Here is an 18,127-nt window from a genome sequence, read left to right as displayed (position 1 = left end):
CTACGAGGGGTAGAACATTGCTGCTAGCGGTCTTGGGCCAAGGTAGAAACGGGAGTCTAGAACACCGGCTCCCGAGATAAAGATGTTCTGGAATCTGGAGTCCCATACGTAGGCAGTGTAATTAGCATGTACGACAGCATGAGCTCCAAGACTGGTAAGTATTTCTCGAGTTTGAGGGGAGTCTGCTGTAGTGATGAGAAAATCTGTTTGCGGGCCATCGTGAGGGATGAAAGGTGTGGTCATGTTTTTTCCCGTGAAGTACGTTAAACTAAGTGGTTTTTAGTGAAATCGATAAATTGCTCGTTGCTCCAAGACCGAGCTGGGAGGAATTTTGCTTTGTAGCGGAGGCAATTTTCTAGGGTGATTTGAGCGATGGGGCGGGCAGGCGCACCTGCAAGGATAGACCCTGCTGGGTGACTCTTAGTAACTACCGTGTTAGGGGCAATAATTGAGAGAGGGCCGATTTCAATTCCTCCAGTAATATTTGCTCCAGCACCAATAGTGGACAGGGTACCAATCAGCGGTACCGTCGTTTTTCTGCCGGTGCGTTCGTCAATTCTTACCTGGCTTCCGTTACCATCGATAGTGGTGTTTGCCCCTATGGTGACATGCGGGAAAATATCTGCATCTTGGTGGAGAATGACGCCAATTCCACCGTAGGCAAAAGTTACTTCTCCCCTCAACTGTAGAGCTGCAGGGATGTAGCTGTTATGAAGGATGTAATTGAGGCGTTCGCACCGATCGGCTCGGTCTTTGTCTCCTGCCTTATAGTAACGGTGGGCAGATTGCCAGATACGGTAGGCACTTGGGATTTTGTCACCGATGGTGGGGAAAAACTCAATCCAAGGATCAACTAGCTGATCCCAGCCATGGTTGGTGGCTCGACCCGGAGTAAGGTTCCAGATGCCATTTTGAAGATTATCCTTTTCATTCTGCCAGGCAGTTATGGTTTCTCGGATAGAATCTATTTCGTGCTGTGAAGGCACAGTACGAGACAAAAAATCCTTCCAAGCATGTTCTTCAGCTTTTTGGTGCTTTAGTATTTTACCCTGTAGCTACTCTACCTCTTGGCGCAGATGAGCAATTGCTGCAAGGAGTTGCTCTGTGGTGTTATCAGTGGTCATGCTTCGTCCAGATCTGTAGGAGCTTGTTACTTAGCTATAGAATTGTGTGATGTTCTGAATCATTTGCGAAGTTTTGAATAGCTCGTCGAAGGCGTTACCTTTTCTGGACTCTTCACGCGTCTGTGACTGAGAATCATTGGGTTGATGTTCTTGAAGAATGAGATTGGTCAGCACGCTGTTGGCCTGGGGTGTTATCTCTATAATCCAGCATGGCTTAAGGGTATGGAAGGGACGGTCCGTGACCCAACCCTTGATAGGTTGGTCATCGTCGACAACACCCGAGTCATAGCTGATATTTTGAGATCTCTTGACAATAATATCTAGCGTGAAGTCAGGTCCAGTGACCTGTAATCCTGTATCAGTTTTTTGTAGACCAAAATCTTTGTTGATTAGAAAACGGACAACTTTTTCAGCAGATTCATCTTTTACGCTGAACTTATCCTCAATCAAAATATTATTTAGATGAGAGAATCTTACTGTCCGTTCAACCCTATAGGTGTCGTCAACTATAGAATTGGCGGTAAGAATATTAAGGTTTCCTTCAATTATATGCGAAAGATTTGATCTGACTCTCGGTTCTTTATTTAGGGGGTAGAGTGCGGCTGGGTACAGATGGTCGTAGCGACGGTAGAATGCTCCAGAATGGCCTAGCTGGGTTTTCACAGCTAATGTGCGGGGGTCTTGCCAGTCATAGTTGAAAAAACCAGCATCAGTGATTATTGGTTTTCCGTTATACCAGTAGAAAATCGAGGTATCATCTGCGTGTTTGTGTGTTATAGAGGAGTACCCTGATTTGATTGAAAAATATTTTTGCTTCTCTGTGCCCTTTTTGCTGCAAAAAAATCCACTCTCAGCTGAGTAAAAGCTACTTGTTCCCGAAGCGATTTCGTAGAAGGCAGGAGAGGTGTTTCCATCTCCAAATGGAGGTAGCGTCCCGTCGGGAAGAGCAATTTCTTGTATCGAGCGTTCAGCGCGATTTAGGATGCCTTTGAGGGTATCGGTAACGTCTGCTTCTGCATCTGCTGGGAAGATGAATTGAAGTTCTTCGATTAGGCGTGTGAGGTAAGTGATGTAAAAGCGATGATATATGGGGGAGTTCTCACGGCAGAGCCCCGAAGAATCAAATGCGTTCTCAACGATGTTTATGAGATGTCGTGTGGCGTAGTCACGTAGTTCTTTGGGTGAGTCTAGGTCAATGAAGAGGGGCACATGAAGCAAAGCGGCCATCATCATCATGCCGTGGTTGTTGTTTTTGACGTTTTGCGAGTCCATTGCCCACCCGGTGAGCTTGAGGAGCATCTGATGGCATAGCCAGGGTTCTTCTACCTTTTCTGTAGCAAGTAGGTAGGTTAGAGATCTGATTTGTTCAGCAGTTAGGTGGTCTCGAGACGTAAGGGTAGCTAGTGTTTCTTCGTAGGCATCTGAAAATACAAACAGGTAGTAGTCTTTGAGCGCCTTGTTTATGAATTCGTAGTCCTGATATTGGGTGGCAATAACTTTGAGCCAGGCTAGTGAGTGATACCAGAGCATCGTACTTTGATACTGGTTTTCCGGCACGTAGGTGTAGTTATCTGGGGTGGTTAAGGTCAGTGGGACCTGGTTAGGAGTGCGCGCAGTGTAGGTTGTTTCATCAACTTGGGAAATTGTCCAAGCTGGATTGAAGTCTTTTGCCCGTCCAGCCAGATAACCAGAGTAGTCAGTAGGCTTCATGTTTTAGCCCCAGATGCCCTTGGTGTCGATTATCCTATGGGCTGATAACTGAGAAGGGGGAATCTGCTTAAATTCCTTGTGGTCAACAAGGAGCAGAACGATATCTGCCTGCTCAAGTGCTGTCACAACATCTGCGAATTTTACGTTGGGAAGTGGCTCCAACTTTGCAGGCAGGGCTGTGACGTTAGGTTCTACAGCGAGTACCTGGGCGTGGGGGAACGCTGATGAGAGCTTGGCGGTGATATCCATGGCGGGGGATTCTCGCAGGTCGTCAATATCCGGTTTGAAAGCAAGGCCAAGGGCTGCAATTACAGGGGCAGGCTTACCCACCTCCGCAACAGCTGCGGCTACTTTGCCGAGCACCCATTCGGGTTTGCTGTCGTTGACTTCGCGGGCGGTGCGGATGAGCCGGGAGTTGACCGGGTCTGTGGAGACAATGAACCAGGGGTCTACCGCAATGCAGTGGCCGCCGACGCCGGGGCCGGGTTGGAGGATGTTGACGCGGGGGTGGTGGTTGGCAAGGCGGATGAGCTCCCATACGTCGATGCCGAGGTTGTCGCAGATGAGGGAGAGTTCGTTGGCGAAGGCGATGTTGACGTCGCGGAAGGAGTTTTCGGTGAGTTTTGCCATTTCTGCGGTGACGTCGTCGGTAGGAAGCAGCTCACCCTTGCAGAAGCTCGCGTAGATTTCGGTGGCGAGTTCAGCGGCGCGGGGGGTTTGGCCGCCGATGATTCGGTCGTTGGTGATGAGCTCTTCCATGGCTTTGCCGGGAAGGATGCGTTCGGGGCAGTAGGCAAAGTAGAGGACGGGCTTGCCGTCGGGGTTGGGGGCGCCGTCGGCTACGAGGTCGGGGCGGAGGGCCAGGACGTAGTCTGCTAGCTTTTGGGTGGTTTTGGGGGGTGAGGTGGATTCGAGGATGATGAGTTCACCGCCGCGGAGCTGGGGCGCTATGTTGCCGGCGGCTGCCATGATGTAGGAGAGGTCGCCTTCGTAGTTGTCTTTGAAGGGGGTGGGCACGGCGATGATGTAGGTGTCGGCGTGGACCATGTCTGTGGTTGCGGTGAGGTTGCCGGAGGCGATGGCCTGTTTGAGCTGGTCTTCGAGGCCGGGCTCGACGATGGTTACTTCACCTCGGTTGATGCGGTCGACGTTGGCCGCATTGATATCAACGCCGGTGACTTTGAGGCCGTGGTTGGCCATGATGACGGCGGTGGGCAGGCCGATGTAGCCGAGGCCTACGAAGGCGACAGATCTGGGAGACATGGTTCCTTTTGGGTTAAACTACGAGAGGGGTAGAGTTTACCTTGAATTTATTTTATCTGAAATCATCAGTTTGAGTGTTAGCTACGCAGGTAATAACTACGATGTCGGTGAAGCTGTAACTCCTAGAGAGATATCTAGATGATTCTGAAATCCTTCGTCTAATATTTTGGACAGATAGTCAGTATGCGTTAGAAACAGAGTAGTATTTTCATTACATCCAGGTTTCTTCCATCATACTGCCAGCTTGTTTAGGAAGGCATTACTCATGAGCATGTCCAGTATCTTCCAGCATTACCGTAGGGCTGCTTGGCATGCTCGCCAGGGTGGTTTGAGGCAGTTGCGAAGGTATCTTGCGAGTGGGCATAAAGTTTCACCTCAGCTTACCGAGTATCGTAAAAGCCTTGAAGCCGGTCGTGTGGCACTTAGCGATCAAGCGTTTGCTGCTGTACCGGCTCGAATTCCTATTAACTCACCTGCAGGTTACGCTCTTGACTACCTTCCGTCAGCTCCTTTGAATCGTCCTAAACCTTACGGGCACGTTACTGTAGCTACTATTCTCGATGATTTCTCACAGATGGCCTGGGGGTATGAGTTTAACGCAATCCCCTTGGAACCTGCTACTTGGGAGGAGACCCTTGCGGAGGTTTCAGTAGATCTGTTGTTCGTTGAATCTGCATGGGCTGGGCAAAACGGAAAGTGGAGAGGTCGCCTCACAGGCGCTAAAGCTCCTTCATCAGAAATTATTGCTTTGGTGGAATATTGCAAGAAAAAAGGTATTCCAACCGTCTTTTGGAATAAGGAAGACCCCCCGCATTTCAACGATTTTCTTCAGACCGCAGCATTGTTTGATCAGGTTTTTACTACAGATGTGAGGATGGTGCCACGGTATGTAGAAGAGCTTGGGCACGAGAACATCGACGTTCTTCCGTTTGCGGCGCAACCAGCAGTTCACAACCCTGTCCGCCCTGTTGCAGGTGTCCAAGACAGGGGTGTGGCATTCGCTGGCTCGTACTTTGCTCACAAATACCCTGAACGTAAACAACAGATGGATTTTATACTCAAGGGGGCTTCTGTTGCTGCTGGAAAATCTTATATGGATTTCGAGATTTATTCTAGATTTATTGGCTCGGATGATAAGTATCAGTTCCCCGATGAATATAAAGAACATGTTGTTGGGGCTGTACCATATGAGCAGATTTTAACTGCTTATAAGGCTCATAAGGTCTTTCTTAACGTAAACTCGGTTATTGATTCCCCGTCTATGTGTGCCCGTCGTATCTTTGAGATTCTTGCTAGCGGAACGCCTGTAGTGACGGCTCCTTCGGCAGCGGTTGGTGAGTTTTTCCGTGAGGATGAGCTTGTAGTTGTGCATGATGAACGTGATACGGAGCTTTCTGTACGGGCCCTGCTTAATTCAAGTTTGCTTCGAGATAGGTTCGTTCATCGGGCTCAACGGAGAATCTGGCAAGAGCATACATATACGCAGCGGGCTACTAAGGTATTAAAATCGGTTGGGCTTGATTCTTTAGTGCAGGAACGTGCTACTTGTGAACCGCTGGTATCGATACTGTGCTCCACGATTCGCCCTCATCAAATTGAAAATCTTGTTGAAAATGTAGCTCGGCAGGAGTATTCGAACGTAGAGCTTCTTGTCGCAACGCACGGGTTTACTCTAAGTGATGAAGAGATAAATAAATTTCAGAATTTATTGCCGGGTAAACCTGTTAAATTTATCAGTGTTGATGGGTCAAAATCCCTTGGTGAGTGTCTGAATTTTCTAATTGATAATGCGCATGGTGAAATTTTCTCCAAAATGGACGATGATGATTATTATGCTAAGTATTATCTTTATGATTTGGTCAATATTCTAAGAATTACAGGTGCAGATGTCACTGGTAAACATGCCAGGCATATCTTTATTGATGATTATGCGTTGATGCTACTTTACTCTCCACGAACTGAGCATATGTGGTCTGATTTCGTGGCGGGACCAACGATTACAGGACGTGCTGAGGTATTCAGATCGGTTCGTTTTAAGGAGCTTACAATTGGTGAGGATACTGACTTTCTGAACCGAGTACGTGCAAAAGGGTTCACAATTTATGCTTCAGATCGTTTTAATTTTGTGCAAATGAGAGCTGATAAGTCTAAAGATTCCTCGAATAAGCATACCTGGACCATCGATGCCCACGAGCTCCTTGCTAATTCTAATTTCTTGTATAAGGGTAAGAATCTTGAAGGAGCTGAGGTCTAGAAATGAATTCAGCATCAGGCAGTTGGACAGGGGGTTCCCCCTCACAGCCTCCTCCTGCAGTTTCAGTTGTTATTCCCTGTAAGAACGCCTTGCCTTGGCTAGAGGGGTTGTTAGAGTCCGTTCTTTCTCAAGCGGTTGATCTCGAAGTTCTTGTTGTGGATGATAGGTCGTCAGATGGCAGTGTGGAGTACGTTCAGCAGGTACAGGAACAGGACGCCCGGGTACAGCTACTAAGAGGAGAGGGGCGGGGGCCCGGGGCTGCTCGAAACCTTAGTGTAAAGTCTGCTCGAGGTCGCTTTCTTGTTTTTGCTGATGCTGATGATCTTGTATTGTCTGGTGCTTACGGCAAAATGCTTGCCACCCTTGAAAAGACTGGTAGCGATTTTGTGGTTGGCGCCTACCAACGACACGACGCATCTGGCAATAGCGTTGAGGTCAAGGACAGCATAAGGGTTCATAAGGCTGAAAAGCTAGGTGTTCCTGGACCGCAGGCTGTTGAAGGCATATGGGAACCAGTGTTGTGGAACAAGATGTTCCGTATGGATTTTTGGAAGAAGGCTTGTGCTCCCATACCCGAAACAATTAACTACGAGGACCAGCCACCTGTTGTAAAGGCCCTGACGCAGGCAGAATCTTGTGATTTTATTACTGATCTGGTGTACTCATGGCGTATCGCTGAGGAGGAGACTTCCAGGTCAGGTTTTAAGGGGAGTCTTGCGGACGCAGAATCTAGGTTATCTGTTTCGAAGTTGTTGGCAGCTCTACTTGAGGGAGAGTCTTTCCGTTGCCTAAGGTCTGCTTTAGTCCAACGTTGGGTGTATCGAGACTTCCCCATGTATGTTGATTACTTCAGCAGAAAGGAGGCTGAGGATCCTTACCTGGAGCACCTTTCAGAGTGGGCTCGTCTGATAATCGAGGTTGCTCGTTCTTGCGAGGATCCTTGGGCTTTCGCCTCTTTACGTCAACGTTTGAATGTTTGTGTAGCGGCTTTAGGTGAGCCAGAACAGGTAGAGGACCTCTTAGGCGTCTACCGTGAAGCAAAGTTCAATATTCCTTTGGACGTACAGAGTGGCTCAATCTCTTCTCTCTTTGATATTGAGGTTGAGTCATTTCTGCGTGAAGCAAAGGGGGCAACGTCGGTGAGTAGCATGGTGAGCCTCATGCCTCAAGATATTGTACTGCATGCTGAAGCTTTTAGCTGTAAACCGGGCAAGGACGGTTTCGTTGAGGTTCAGACTTATATTTGGCTGGCTAATGCTCCTGAGCTTACACTCAGGGATTTTAAGGTATCTTTGGTATCACAGAGCAGCGTTATCCCTTTAAATTTTTTTGTATCTTCATCTCCGTTCTTGAAATGGAAAATTCAGAGTAAATGGTGGGACTACGATTACTCTTGCTTTGTAGTTGAAGTACCTACTGAGGCTTTGGGCGAGAACCCTCATATCATTCGTGTTACCTTAAATGACGAATTCGTAGAGAACCTAGGGTTTGGTGTTTCTACAGAGGTAAAAAGGTCTGCTGACTTTATCAATGATATTGACGCCTCAAAGCTTACCCTTTTCAAAGAACAAGCTGGCTTGTTATCACTGTCCAGAGCTGAACAGAAGACAAGGCGAAAGTTTAGCTTAAGCACGATTCGTTCCTGGGGTTCTTCCGTTTATAAGGCCGTCTTGCCTCGGACGTCTGCTCTGGCTGGGAGCCAGAGTTGTTGTGTCATTGATGGCATTGAGGCTCTGGGCGACTCTAGGTTGGTGGGATCTAATGATTTTAAGTTTTCTGGTGTAATACGCCAATCGTCTTACCCCCTGCCTGGTGAGAGCAAATTGGTGTTTTACAATAGCGAAAACTCAGTAGGGGCACCTTTGAGCGTTCTTCCTGATGGCCGATTTGAGGCAGTTTTCAGGGCTGAGGATCTTCAGACTAATCTTGCCTACTCTTTGCAGATAGTGTCAGGTGTCGGTGAGCGCAAATCTATTGCAGTAGATAGTGGCATAGCTTCTGGTTTGATCTTTGGAGAATATCGCACTCTGGATGTGAGGGTTCGTGAAAATAACTTAGTACTGTTTGTTCGAGAACCCAAGAACTTTGCTTTAAGGACGCGGTGGGGCCAGCGTTTGATTGAGAAGCAGCGCCCTGTACGGGAAGCGGTTTTATTTGAGTCTTTTGAAGGCAAGACGGCTTGGGATAACCCTGGTGCGATAGCCCGGTTCATGGTTGAAAATGATATCTGTAATGAAGTCCCGCTTTATATGTCTGTTGCCCATGAGGGGCTGCTGGAGCATGTTCCCCCGGGGATTATTCCTGTGCTCTACGGTTCTGACACTTGGTTTGAGGTTTTAAGCTCCTCCAAGGTACTGGTTACCAATAATAATCTTCCGGTGTGGTTTAGGAAGGCTATGGGGCAAACCTGGGTCCAGACCTGGCATGGTTCGCCGATTAAGAAACTTTTATGGGATGCCGAGAAGACTTTTATTGGTTTGGTTTACCGTAGGCTGATGGCCCGTCAGGTGCCTGAGTGGGACTTGCTGTTAGCCCAGAATAAGCAGGCAGCTGAACTACTATGCCAGTCCATGCGGTATGAGGGGGACGTTGTGGTGGGCGAGTACCCGCGAAATTTTCGGCTTGTTGAATCTTTAGGGCGGAAGTCAGAGATCAAGGCAGCATTGGGGATTAACCCTGAAAGTAAGGTCTTGCTTTGGGCTCCTACGTGGCGGTACGTGGACCAGGAGCTGGGGTTTCCAGCTCAGGAACTGATTGAAGATTTAGGGTATGTGGTGCTTGTGCGGGGTCACCATATGTCGAATCTTGATGTTCCCGGTGCACTTGATTGTACAGAGTATGGTTTTGTTGAGGATTTACTGGCCATTGCTGATGTACTGGTGACTGATTATTCCTCCCTGGCTTATGACTACCAGTTGACCGGCGGTGATCTGGTGTTCTATGTACCTGATTTTGAGTACTATTCGAAGACAGATAGGGGACTCTACAAGGTGTGGCCTTTTGCTGACGAGGTAGGGAGTGTGTACAGGAATAAAGAAGACCTTGTTGCTGGTATAGTAGGCCATAAAACACACCATACTGTTCCAGAAAGCGCAGGACTCGAGAACCTAGATTTACTTCTAGATGGGGTCTGCGATTTCATTGAGGGCAATTTTAGGGGGAAAACAGATGCGTAAGGTAATTACATACGGCACCTTTGATTTGTTGCATTATGGACATATTGAGCTGTTGAAGCGTGCTCGCTCATTGGGGGACTACTTGGTAGTAGCGATTTCTTCAGATGAGTTTAACGCAATTAAAGGTAAGAAATCTTTCTTTGATTTCGAGCACCGCCGACGCATGCTGGAAGCAGTGCGTTACGTTGATCTCGTTATAGCTGAAGACGACTGGGAGCAGAAGCCACGCGATATCAAAAATTTGAATATTGATGTCTTTGTTATGGGTGACGACTGGGCCGGAAAATTTGATGATCAGTTAAAGAATCTGTGCGAAATTGTTTATTTACCTCGAACTCCTAATATTTCTACAACTGATATCAAAACCCTCCTTAAAAATTAAATATATATAATTTAAAAAGTTATATTGAGCTGTGATTTGTTTATATTCCTATTAATAGAGTATTTCAGTTGCGTTGGTAGGGAATTGAATAAGTAGCGATTAATTATTAGTGAATAAAAAATATAAATGCTTTCCATCCAAAATTGATGAAGAAAATTTCAGCGCTTTTGGTCTGTGAAATCGATGAGATTTAGGATAAAGCCTAGCTCGTTCGCAGTAGCAGCAAAGTACAATTTGGATAATAACAGCGAACGGCTAAGCTAGTCATCGATTCTGATAAGAATCGCTGTCTAGATCGTTATCTGCTTGCTCCAACTCTTGCTACAAGTCAAAGTAGGCTTGGAGCGATCCACCCATGTTAATCTTATAACTTAGAAGTAGCTTTGAAATAGATGATAAGACCGGGCAGCACATGTAGCGATTAAGGAGGGCAGCTGAAAATTCACATTCTCAAATTAAGTTGCTGGCTACTTTAGCAAATTGTGTTAAGACGGCCGACAGCTGAATATTCGGTAGTGGCAGGTGCGTTGGTGGAGCACCTTGTAATTCCAAATTTGATAAAGGGGAGGAATGGAAGATTCCATTCCTCCCCATACGTTTGGTTAGATTATCGATAGAGATTTCAATAGAAAATCCCAGTCTTGCATAATTCTGTTTGGCGAAAAGCGTTCCATCTTAGTCTGAGATGCTTTACCCATTTTTGCGAGCTGTTCTTGATCTGAAAGTGCAGATCGCAGGGCTAAAACGTAGGCATCAGGATCATTTTGGGGAGGGGTAAAGCCAGTTACGTTATCTTCCACAAGCACTTCAGCTCCCGGAAAAGTATTCGTAACAAGGGTTGGAGTACCCACTAATCCAGCTTCTACAATCGAAACTGGCAAACCTTCAAAGTTTGAGTTCATTACATTGAGCCTGGCTGAAGCAAAGACCTGTTCTGGGTTCTGGGTAGATCCCATGAGATGAGTGCGTTTGACCTGACCGCTTTTAAGGATAGCTTCTGAGACCTTGGACTCTTCTGGGCCTGTACCATAAATTTCAAAGGACCATTCTGGAAAATCCGGTGCCACCTTAGACCAAGCATCAATGATTGCAGGAATGTTTTTTTCCCTCGAAAGACGACCGACAAATACTAGTTTTGTATCTCTCTCAGCCCAGTCAGGAATTTCTACGTCTGACATTAGTTCAATCGGGTTATACAAATATGAACCGTTAGTCATCCCTTCTAGCGCGAAAAGGTCACGATCTTTCTCTGTAAGGCAGATGAAGCGCGTAATGTCACTGTAAGCTCTTTTTATTCTGTTCAAATCGTTAGAAGCTTTGCAACCGATATATGAGCTGTGGTAAGCACCGATGACTTTAAAGCCTGTTGTCGCGCTAAAATCAATTCCAGTTTCTAGAAGATGTTCCATTACATATACCTGCAGGACGATAACAAGTGTGGTTTCAGGGTCCTGCTCTTCAAAGTATCTGCGGAGGTAACCAACAGCTTCTCCCCGCAACTTACTCCAAAGCTCTAGATTAGCGCTTTTAGCAGGAGGCTGAGCTGAATATGCAACAGTTACAGGGAGATTTTTAATATCATCAGGAAGATCAAACGAGATTTCTTGGCTTACTGTATTCATACCAAGTAGCTCAACATCGAACCCCTGGTTCATAAACTCACGGGCTAAGGTATGAATAACTCGAGAGACCCCTCCAATTTGAGTTACATCATTCGCACATAGGATAACTTTATTAATTTTCTTATTCACTGATCCACCTCTGGATTGAACTGACAGCTGCTTCTACACCGCTAGAAAGGTTTACCCCACAATATTTTTCCAGGAAGTCAAAGTACCGTTTCTCTGGTTCCTTAGTATCTAGCGCTTCAGCAACTGCCTGGATAAGTTCAGGCATAGATTGCGCGAATGCACCAGGGGCTTCTTCCGAAAGGTCAAAGTTTAGGCCTCTTTGATTATCTCTGTATTCAGCATAGTCATGGGCAAAAATTACAATGGGCTTTTGAGTGTAAGCGTAATCAAACATTACTGATGAGTAGTCAGTAATTAAAAGATCCGCAATCATGTACAGGGTAGAAACATCCTGTACTGAACTTACATCAATCACACGGTTTTTTGCCCAAGCCGGAATAGTAAGCTTAGTCAGGTAATGGGGCCGTACTAGTAAATGAACGTCATCTGGGAGGTCTTGGACCCATTGTGCAAAATCGAAGCCATAATTTGCTTTGGATTGGGCAGATTCTCGGAAAGTTGGTGCCCAGAGGACGTAACGAATATTTTCACTTAGACCATAATTCTTCTTTAGAATCTTAACGTAATCTTCAGAGTAGTTTAAGAGGGATTCGTTTCGAGGCAACATAGCTCTGATAGCAGTGCCGTTATACTGCATAGCCTTATTAAGTCGCAGATTATAATATTCTGTCGGGGCGTATGTATAGGACCAGTTCTGAACTGACTTTTTCATTGTTGCAAGTTCAGATGCTGACTTGAACGGCGCATCCTTACCCATAGCTTTGAGGGGCACACCATGCCAGGTCTGGAGATACTGTTGATCTGGTCGCCGTTTAAAATATCCAGGGAATCCTTGATTATCAATCACAACAGCGGCACGGGCCTGGAGCGCAATGTATTTGAAACTGTGCCGGACAACAGCATCCTCTTCACAATTATTAGCGAAGAATTTATTTGCAAAAGACCAGACTATTTTTACATCTGGATTTACCGCTCGAAGAGCCTCTGCGATGGCTCGTGGGCTGTCAGAATACTGCTTACCCATATGTGACTCGACAAGTACCAGATTCTTGTTAAGAGGGAGGCGACGGTTCAACCCTGCAATTAATCTGACTTGGTCGTCTTTACTGAAACGGGTTAGAACTTTTTGTTTTACCTCATTTTGTTTACGCTCTAGAGTCGAAAGTGCCTTACTGGGTAATGCCAAGACTTTTTCTCTAGCCGCTCGTTTAACGACGATAAAACCCTTGTCTGTAAACAAACCGAGACGGTCACGAGTCAAGCTGAGAATTCCGGAGTTCTCAGGTACAAAATAGACCGTCTTGAAGTTCTTTGGACTCTTGATATGAGCCTGAGCTACGCGCTCACCTTGGATGAGGCAGAGCTCGATGCTCCATTGACTATTGCGAATCCAGGACTGATTTTGAATGTCACTGATTTCTATCTTCCACTGTGCTTCTGGACCAACCCATTTGTAGAATTCACCTTTGATTACTTCTGTATATTCATCTCCATGACGACGAATTCTGGCAATTACCTGAATTGGATAATCGCGGTCAAAGACACCTAGTGAGTCATTTGTCTGGCCATATATTTCTACAGAAGGACCAGTAGCAATAATCTTCGTTGCTATATGTGCCCAGTTCTTCTTTGCATTTATTAGGTCATGGTATTCGTGGGGTTTAACTTCAGTATATTTAGAAATCAAATCTTGGTCGAGGCTTTTATTTTCCCATCCTGGAGCTAACCAGTGGCCTGATTCGATGCTGCCCACAAACGTATTAGAATTAGTGATTTTTTGGGCATGCCGTAAGGCATCCAAATCACCAGCAAGAAGGGAAGCAATCATAAACCGTTGCCGCATAGGAACATTGGTAAGAATTTCAGGTGTAGCGTAATCGAGAACGGGGAGTGCTTCCGTCCAGAGTTTGACTATTGTTCCGTTATCTTTAGCCTCGATAGCTTGGTCAAGGAAGAGCCAGAGGTCGTGTTTTAGTGTTTTTTCAACTAATTTGCTGGCAATTTGCTTTTCATTATTTTCAGTGTATGCAGCGTAAGCAGAAAGAAAAGCACGAACGCGATCATGGTAAGACTTGATATTCTTCCAGTCTGCGGTCATTGTGAGACGCTTTTCTGCTGGGTACACCTTCCAGGTATATACCTCATCAGGAATCATTCGTATTACTGATGCTACTGAATAGACCTTGGAAGTAAACTCAATGTCTTCGAAATAAACACCTTCAGTAAATTTAAGTCCGTGTTTTTCCAGGAAATCGACCTTATAAATTTTGTTGGTTGCTGTAGAATCATAAACCAAATCAGGAAATTCGTTCGCTCCCATGATGGTTCTTGATTCTTTGAAAAGCCAGCGATGCCAGCCAACACGCTTTCCGTTGGCTACCTGTTCCCGTACGATATGGCCGGTGCAAACATCAGCTTTATGCTGAACTGCATTCCAGTAAAGGTTAAAGCAAGCATTCAGATCAATAGTGTCATCGCCGTCTAGAAACTGTACATATTCACCAGTAATATAGGGCAGCGCTGTGTTACGAGGAGTTGCGACACAACCTGAGTTCTCTGTAGTAGATACAAACTTGATGGTTGGGTGTTCAGCAACGATATCCTCTACTACCTCTCGAGAGTTGTCGGTAGAGCAATCATCTACCACTACAATTTCGATGTTGTCTAGAGTCTGATTGAGAACTGATTCTACAGCATCTCTGATTGTCTCTTCATTGTTGTAGCATGCGATGATTACTGATATTTTTGGTTTCACGAGTTTATCTTCCCCCTGTTGTAAAGTAAACCATGACATTATGGGCTGGAATTTCTGTCAAGCAGCTATCTGCCTTGGTCTTATAATTTTTTGTTGTATTATTATACCATGGGTGGACTCTGCGTGGGCTGATTGTAATATTTTACGATTGTATCTTTGTTGAGTTAATTTACAATTTCAACGCATTGCACGTGCAAAGTTTTATTTTCTAGCACTAAGAGTGTGAAAATCCCGTCCACCTATGTGGACTTCAGGAAAAGGATTACCTGCTTTAGATTCACTATGATCAAAATTGTCATTAATTTACATGATTATTTTCCTTAAGTGCATATCCTCCAGGCTCCATGTGTTGATCTACCGCGCAGTTCTAGTATTCTGTTGGATCTGCATCTTTCAAGCAGGCGTCTGTGCCGTCCCAGTGAAGTTCTAATTGCAAATCTTCATATGCTGTTTCGGATCCAACGGTCTGAATAATCGTTAATTTGTATACTCCATTTGGGCGCTCTCCCATATCGATTCCTTTTAGTCCTAGAGTGGCAAAATATGCAGAGTCATATTCAGAAGTCATTTCTTTTATGTATTTACCAGTTCCTGTTTTCTTGACGCAGCCTAATTGAAATATTTCTTTATATCTTGTATTTTTTTCTTGAATCGCCAGATAGAAGTCTCCAGAAGTGTAGTGATTCAATTTTAGCCCTCTGTTTACGAAATAGCCTTCTATATGAAATTTTGAGCGATTAGTCCAGGTGTTTGTGATTTTAAAGTACCGATTAATCTTTTCTGATTTTACCCAAGATATTATGTCATTTTTAACTAGAATAACTTGACCATTATCTTCAAAAATTCTATATTGATATCCGTCTTTGATGGATCTATAATCTATTGGTTCAGGGAATGAATCAGGAGCTCCAATATCTGCTTTCCCTCCTGGTTCTTGAATTAGAATATTCAAGCTATAATAGCCTTCTTCAAGAGAACTTAAATCGATGCCCTTTTTACCCATAGTTGCAAACTCGGCTGCACGGTAATTTACAAAATATTCATTATATAATTTTCGGTTTAAATCATCTGAGGGAACTGCGCCTAGCGGGTATTGATATTCCTCTGTTCTTGGGGGTACTGATTTGAGGACAAGTGCCCGTTCTAGGTGGTGGTACGTTGGAAGGTCTTTGTGCCCTAGATAAGCTTTTCCTTCAATTATTAGAGTACTTCCATCGATGGATATTGCTGAGATTGAACGGTGCGGAATGTTCTTACTCTTTGAACCCTGTCTTTTTCGATCAGATAGAATTCTTTGTCCCCGCTTGCTGGGGAACTCGAGGGTTGCTATATGTTTATAGCCAATATTGTCGTTAGAAATATTTATATTTGCACCCCTGGATAAAAGATTTACTAAGGACAGTACTTCGGGTAGAAAATATACTGCCACTCCGTTATGTCCATAGATTGTTTCACTTTCTGAATATAATATTTGACAATTCATCTTAAGTTTATTCATTCTTTCAAGAATTTGGTGCTGGCCGTATTGAAGAAAGAAATTATCTCGGTTCGAGATGGCACAATATATGTTTGTTTGTTTTTGGTGGTTTTCCATTGCGTTAAATAGCAAATCATCGTATTGCGCTATGGTTTTTGTGTCGTAATTTTGCCCCATGACTTTTTCTGCAATATCTTTGTTATAGTCATGCATCCAAGTTCCAATATAGCCTACAAAAGATGAGGCGATTACATTTCGGTAGCCATGTGTAAGGCCAAGGTAGAGGGCGGAAAATCCACCTTTAGAAGCGCCAATAAGGGTGCAGTCATCCGAGGTTAATCCTAATTCGGTAAGTACCTCGTTGATCAGCTTTCCAGTTGCTTCTGCAAAATCTAGATTTCCGTTTTCTCCAAGGTAACAAACTTGAGTGCCGTCTAGATTATCGTCTATCACTAAAATAGTTGCGTTTATGGACTTTATCGCATTCTCAAAATCCCATCCGCCAAACCTATAGCCATTTAGTTGAACTACGAGGTGTGTTACGTCTCGTGTGTTTGGAAGTAATGTGTAGCTAATTTTTATATTGTCGATTGTTTTTGTTTGTTTGCCGTATAATGTGTTCATAAAATTTCCTTCGATTTATATAAGTATCGTTTAATAAAAATTGCTAAATCACTCATTTTGAGGATTGTGCAAATACGGTTTCTATTGACTTGAAAATGATTTCCAAATGCTATTCTCTCGCAATTCGGGTATAGATGCCAACATGTTTCTTGTCAGCTTTGATTGAATTTCCTTATTTGTACCCTCGATCGTTTATTCCAGTTATTTCTCTTCTTTGCTATATTTAAAATCTCTTATGCCGTTACCGTCCCCGCGCTGTCATTATCCTGGATTTGTAGGTTGATGCCTCATTTGAAACCATTTTCCCTTCATAAGCCTGAGTATGGAGGTATTGGATGACTTTCACCCTTTTCCACTAGTAACAGCCACTAGATTCAATAGCCCGCCTGAATAGGATCGTCTATGGCCGGTAGTGTTCGTTGGCTTCCACCGCTGACTGTCTGAAATTAGCCTCAACCTTTGACTGTCTGGGGTTCAGCAATATTTGTTGTACAATCAGCCCTTATCATCCGAAATATGGCCGGCTGGCACTGCTATAACACCTATAACCCTGGTGTGAGTTTCAATCATCCAGTTGCAGTTTATCAACGTACCTGGTATCTGTAGCCTGCTCTACAACTACCTTGTAGGTATCAATGACTATTCCTAAGGGGATGATAAACAGCTATCAGTAACTGCCATTGTCCTCCTCGGGGAGATGTTCAAAAGACAAGCACTATAATAGATACCATTGAATAGGTACCCCTCTAGGTCCCTGATAATTGCACAAAATCTGATTCATATTTCAGACACGCCCCTACTTCTCAAATCCTACTCACTTCCGGCTGAAAGTATGACCATGGCCCACCAGAAACGCCTCAACGTCTATGTCTACGGCTCCTGCGTAGCCCGGGATACTGCAACTGCTTTAGGGCAAGAACAAGCCAATATTGCAGGCTACACCGCCCGCCACTCCATCCTCTCAGAAGGCACCGACGCCTCCTACAAACTCCCCGCCGACCTCGGCCTCACATCAGCCTTCCAAACCCGCATGGTCCGTCAAGACTGGGCAGGCAACCCCCTAGACCAACTCTTCGCCCAAGCCGATACCCTAGATCTTCTCCTCTGGGACCTCATGGACGAACGCATCGGCGTCCACTGGTTCCTCACCGGTGAAATCATCACCCGCTCCGTAGACCTCATACGCTCAGAAGCAGCCCTCGACGTCCTCGAACCCAACACCCGAATCCCCTTTGGAACCGACACCCACTACGAGGGCTGGGCAGAAAAAACAACCGAATTCGTCCAAAAACTCAAAGAAACCGGCCTCCTGCCAAAAACTCGGCTCATCAAAATCTACTGGGCCGAAACCACCCCCGACGGCACCAAAACCCCCTACTCCATGGGCCTCAGCCCTGCCAAAGCCAACAAGCTCTACAGCCGTTATTACCAACACCTCCAAAACCTCGGCGTCCCCACCATCGAAGTGCCCCAAAGCATCACAACCGCAGACCCCAACCACCAATGGGGCCTAGCCCCCTTCCACTACACCAAGGGCGTCTACCAATACATCATCGACCACCTCGATACCCCCACGATCCAAGGACAAACGCAACCCTACCAGGAGCAAAT

10 protein-coding genes are annotated in these 18,127 nt (G+C 45.3%); 4 read left to right on the top strand and 6 right to left on the bottom strand.

The window, feature by feature from the left end:
- Window positions 1-263: 263 nt before the first annotated feature.
- From ACMXX3_RS08655 to wecC, 3 genes are all read right to left on the bottom strand, one after another.
- Entirely contained in the window at window positions 264-998 is a 735-nt protein-coding gene (locus tag ACMXX3_RS08655) for a hypothetical protein (RefSeq protein ID WP_421084325.1), read from the bottom strand.
- A gap of 156 nt (window positions 999-1,154) precedes the next feature.
- Window positions 1,155-2,834: a heparinase II/III domain-containing protein gene (locus ACMXX3_RS08650; protein ID WP_421084324.1), complete on the bottom strand. Its 1,680-nt coding sequence runs from the start codon at window positions 2,832-2,834 to the stop codon at window positions 1,155-1,157.
- 3 nt (window positions 2,835-2,837) lie between these two features.
- Window positions 2,838-4,097 carry a UDP-N-acetyl-D-mannosamine dehydrogenase gene (wecC, locus tag ACMXX3_RS08645; protein ID WP_421084323.1) on the bottom strand — a complete coding sequence of 420 codons (1,260 nt, stop codon included), beginning with the start codon at window positions 4,095-4,097 and terminating at the stop codon, window positions 2,838-2,840.
- 265 nt (window positions 4,098-4,362) lie between these two features.
- On the opposite strand from wecC, the gene ACMXX3_RS08640 reads away from it, so the two are divergent.
- From ACMXX3_RS08640 to tagD, 3 genes are read left to right on the top strand one after another with little or no spacing between them, the layout of a single operon-like run.
- Window positions 4,363-6,351 carry a glycosyltransferase family protein gene (locus ACMXX3_RS08640; RefSeq protein WP_421084322.1) on the top strand — a complete coding sequence of 663 codons (1,989 nt, stop codon included), beginning with the start codon at window positions 4,363-4,365 and terminating at the stop codon, window positions 6,349-6,351.
- A gap of 2 nt (window positions 6,352-6,353) precedes the next feature.
- The gene (locus ACMXX3_RS08635) at window positions 6,354-9,527 is read left to right on the top strand and encodes a bifunctional glycosyltransferase/CDP-glycerol:glycerophosphate glycerophosphotransferase (protein ID WP_421084321.1); all 3,174 of its coding nucleotides are present in this window, start codon (window positions 6,354-6,356) and stop codon (window positions 9,525-9,527) included.
- Window positions 9,520-9,909, top strand: a complete 390-nt coding sequence (tagD, locus tag ACMXX3_RS08630) for a glycerol-3-phosphate cytidylyltransferase (protein WP_421084320.1) — start codon at window positions 9,520-9,522, stop codon at window positions 9,907-9,909. The genes ACMXX3_RS08635 and tagD overlap by 8 nt, the downstream gene beginning before the upstream one ends.
- 602 nt (window positions 9,910-10,511) lie before the next feature.
- On the opposite strand, the gene ACMXX3_RS08625 is transcribed toward tagD, so the two are convergent.
- The 3 genes from ACMXX3_RS08625 to ACMXX3_RS08615 form a co-directional block, all read right to left on the bottom strand.
- Window positions 10,512-11,660: a glycosyltransferase gene (locus tag ACMXX3_RS08625; RefSeq protein WP_421084319.1), complete on the bottom strand. Its 1,149-nt coding sequence runs from the start codon at window positions 11,658-11,660 to the stop codon at window positions 10,512-10,514.
- A complete protein-coding gene (locus ACMXX3_RS08620) occupies window positions 11,653-14,454 on the bottom strand; it encodes a bifunctional glycosyltransferase/CDP-glycerol:glycerophosphate glycerophosphotransferase (RefSeq protein ID WP_421084318.1) in 2,802 nt (933 codons plus the stop codon). Before ACMXX3_RS08620 ends, ACMXX3_RS08625 begins: the two co-directional genes overlap by 8 nt.
- A 328-nt stretch (window positions 14,455-14,782) precedes the next feature.
- Window positions 14,783-16,516 (bottom strand): alpha/beta hydrolase-fold protein, encoded by a 1,734-nt coding sequence (locus tag ACMXX3_RS08615; RefSeq protein ID WP_421084317.1) that lies wholly within the window; start codon window positions 16,514-16,516, stop codon window positions 14,783-14,785.
- Window positions 16,517-17,354: 838 nt separating this feature from the next.
- Between ACMXX3_RS08615 and ACMXX3_RS08610 the strand changes: the two genes are divergently transcribed.
- Window positions 17,355-18,127 (top strand): DUF6270 domain-containing protein (locus ACMXX3_RS08610; RefSeq protein ID WP_421084316.1); only part of this gene is annotated, 773 nt, incomplete at its 3' end.

Source organism: Rothia nasimurium, assembly GCF_049068285.1.
Taxonomy (GTDB): domain Bacteria; phylum Actinomycetota; class Actinomycetes; order Actinomycetales; family Micrococcaceae; genus Rothia; species Rothia nasimurium_I.
This window is presented reverse-complemented; position numbering and strand designations above follow the sequence as displayed.

Bases quoted from the DNA above. Each gene is read 5' to 3' on its own strand.
- ACMXX3_RS08620 (WP_421084318.1), bottom strand. From the start codon at position 14,454: ATGTCATGGTTTACTTTACAACAGGGGGAAGATAAACTCGTGAAACCA.
- ACMXX3_RS08650 (WP_421084324.1), bottom strand. From the start codon at position 2,834: ATGAAGCCTACTGACTACTCTGGTTATCTGGCTGGACGGGCAAAAGAC.
- ACMXX3_RS08640 (WP_421084322.1), top strand. From the start codon at position 4,363: ATGAGCATGTCCAGTATCTTCCAGCATTACCGTAGGGCTGCTTGGCAT.
- ACMXX3_RS08635 (WP_421084321.1), top strand. From the start codon at position 6,354: ATGAATTCAGCATCAGGCAGTTGGACAGGGGGTTCCCCCTCACAGCCT.
- ACMXX3_RS08615 (WP_421084317.1), bottom strand. From the start codon at position 16,516: ATGAACACATTATACGGCAAACAAACAAAAACAATCGACAATATAAAA.
- tagD (WP_421084320.1), top strand. From the start codon at position 9,520: ATGCGTAAGGTAATTACATACGGCACCTTTGATTTGTTGCATTATGGA.
- wecC (WP_421084323.1), bottom strand. From the start codon at position 4,097: ATGTCTCCCAGATCTGTCGCCTTCGTAGGCCTCGGCTACATCGGCCTG.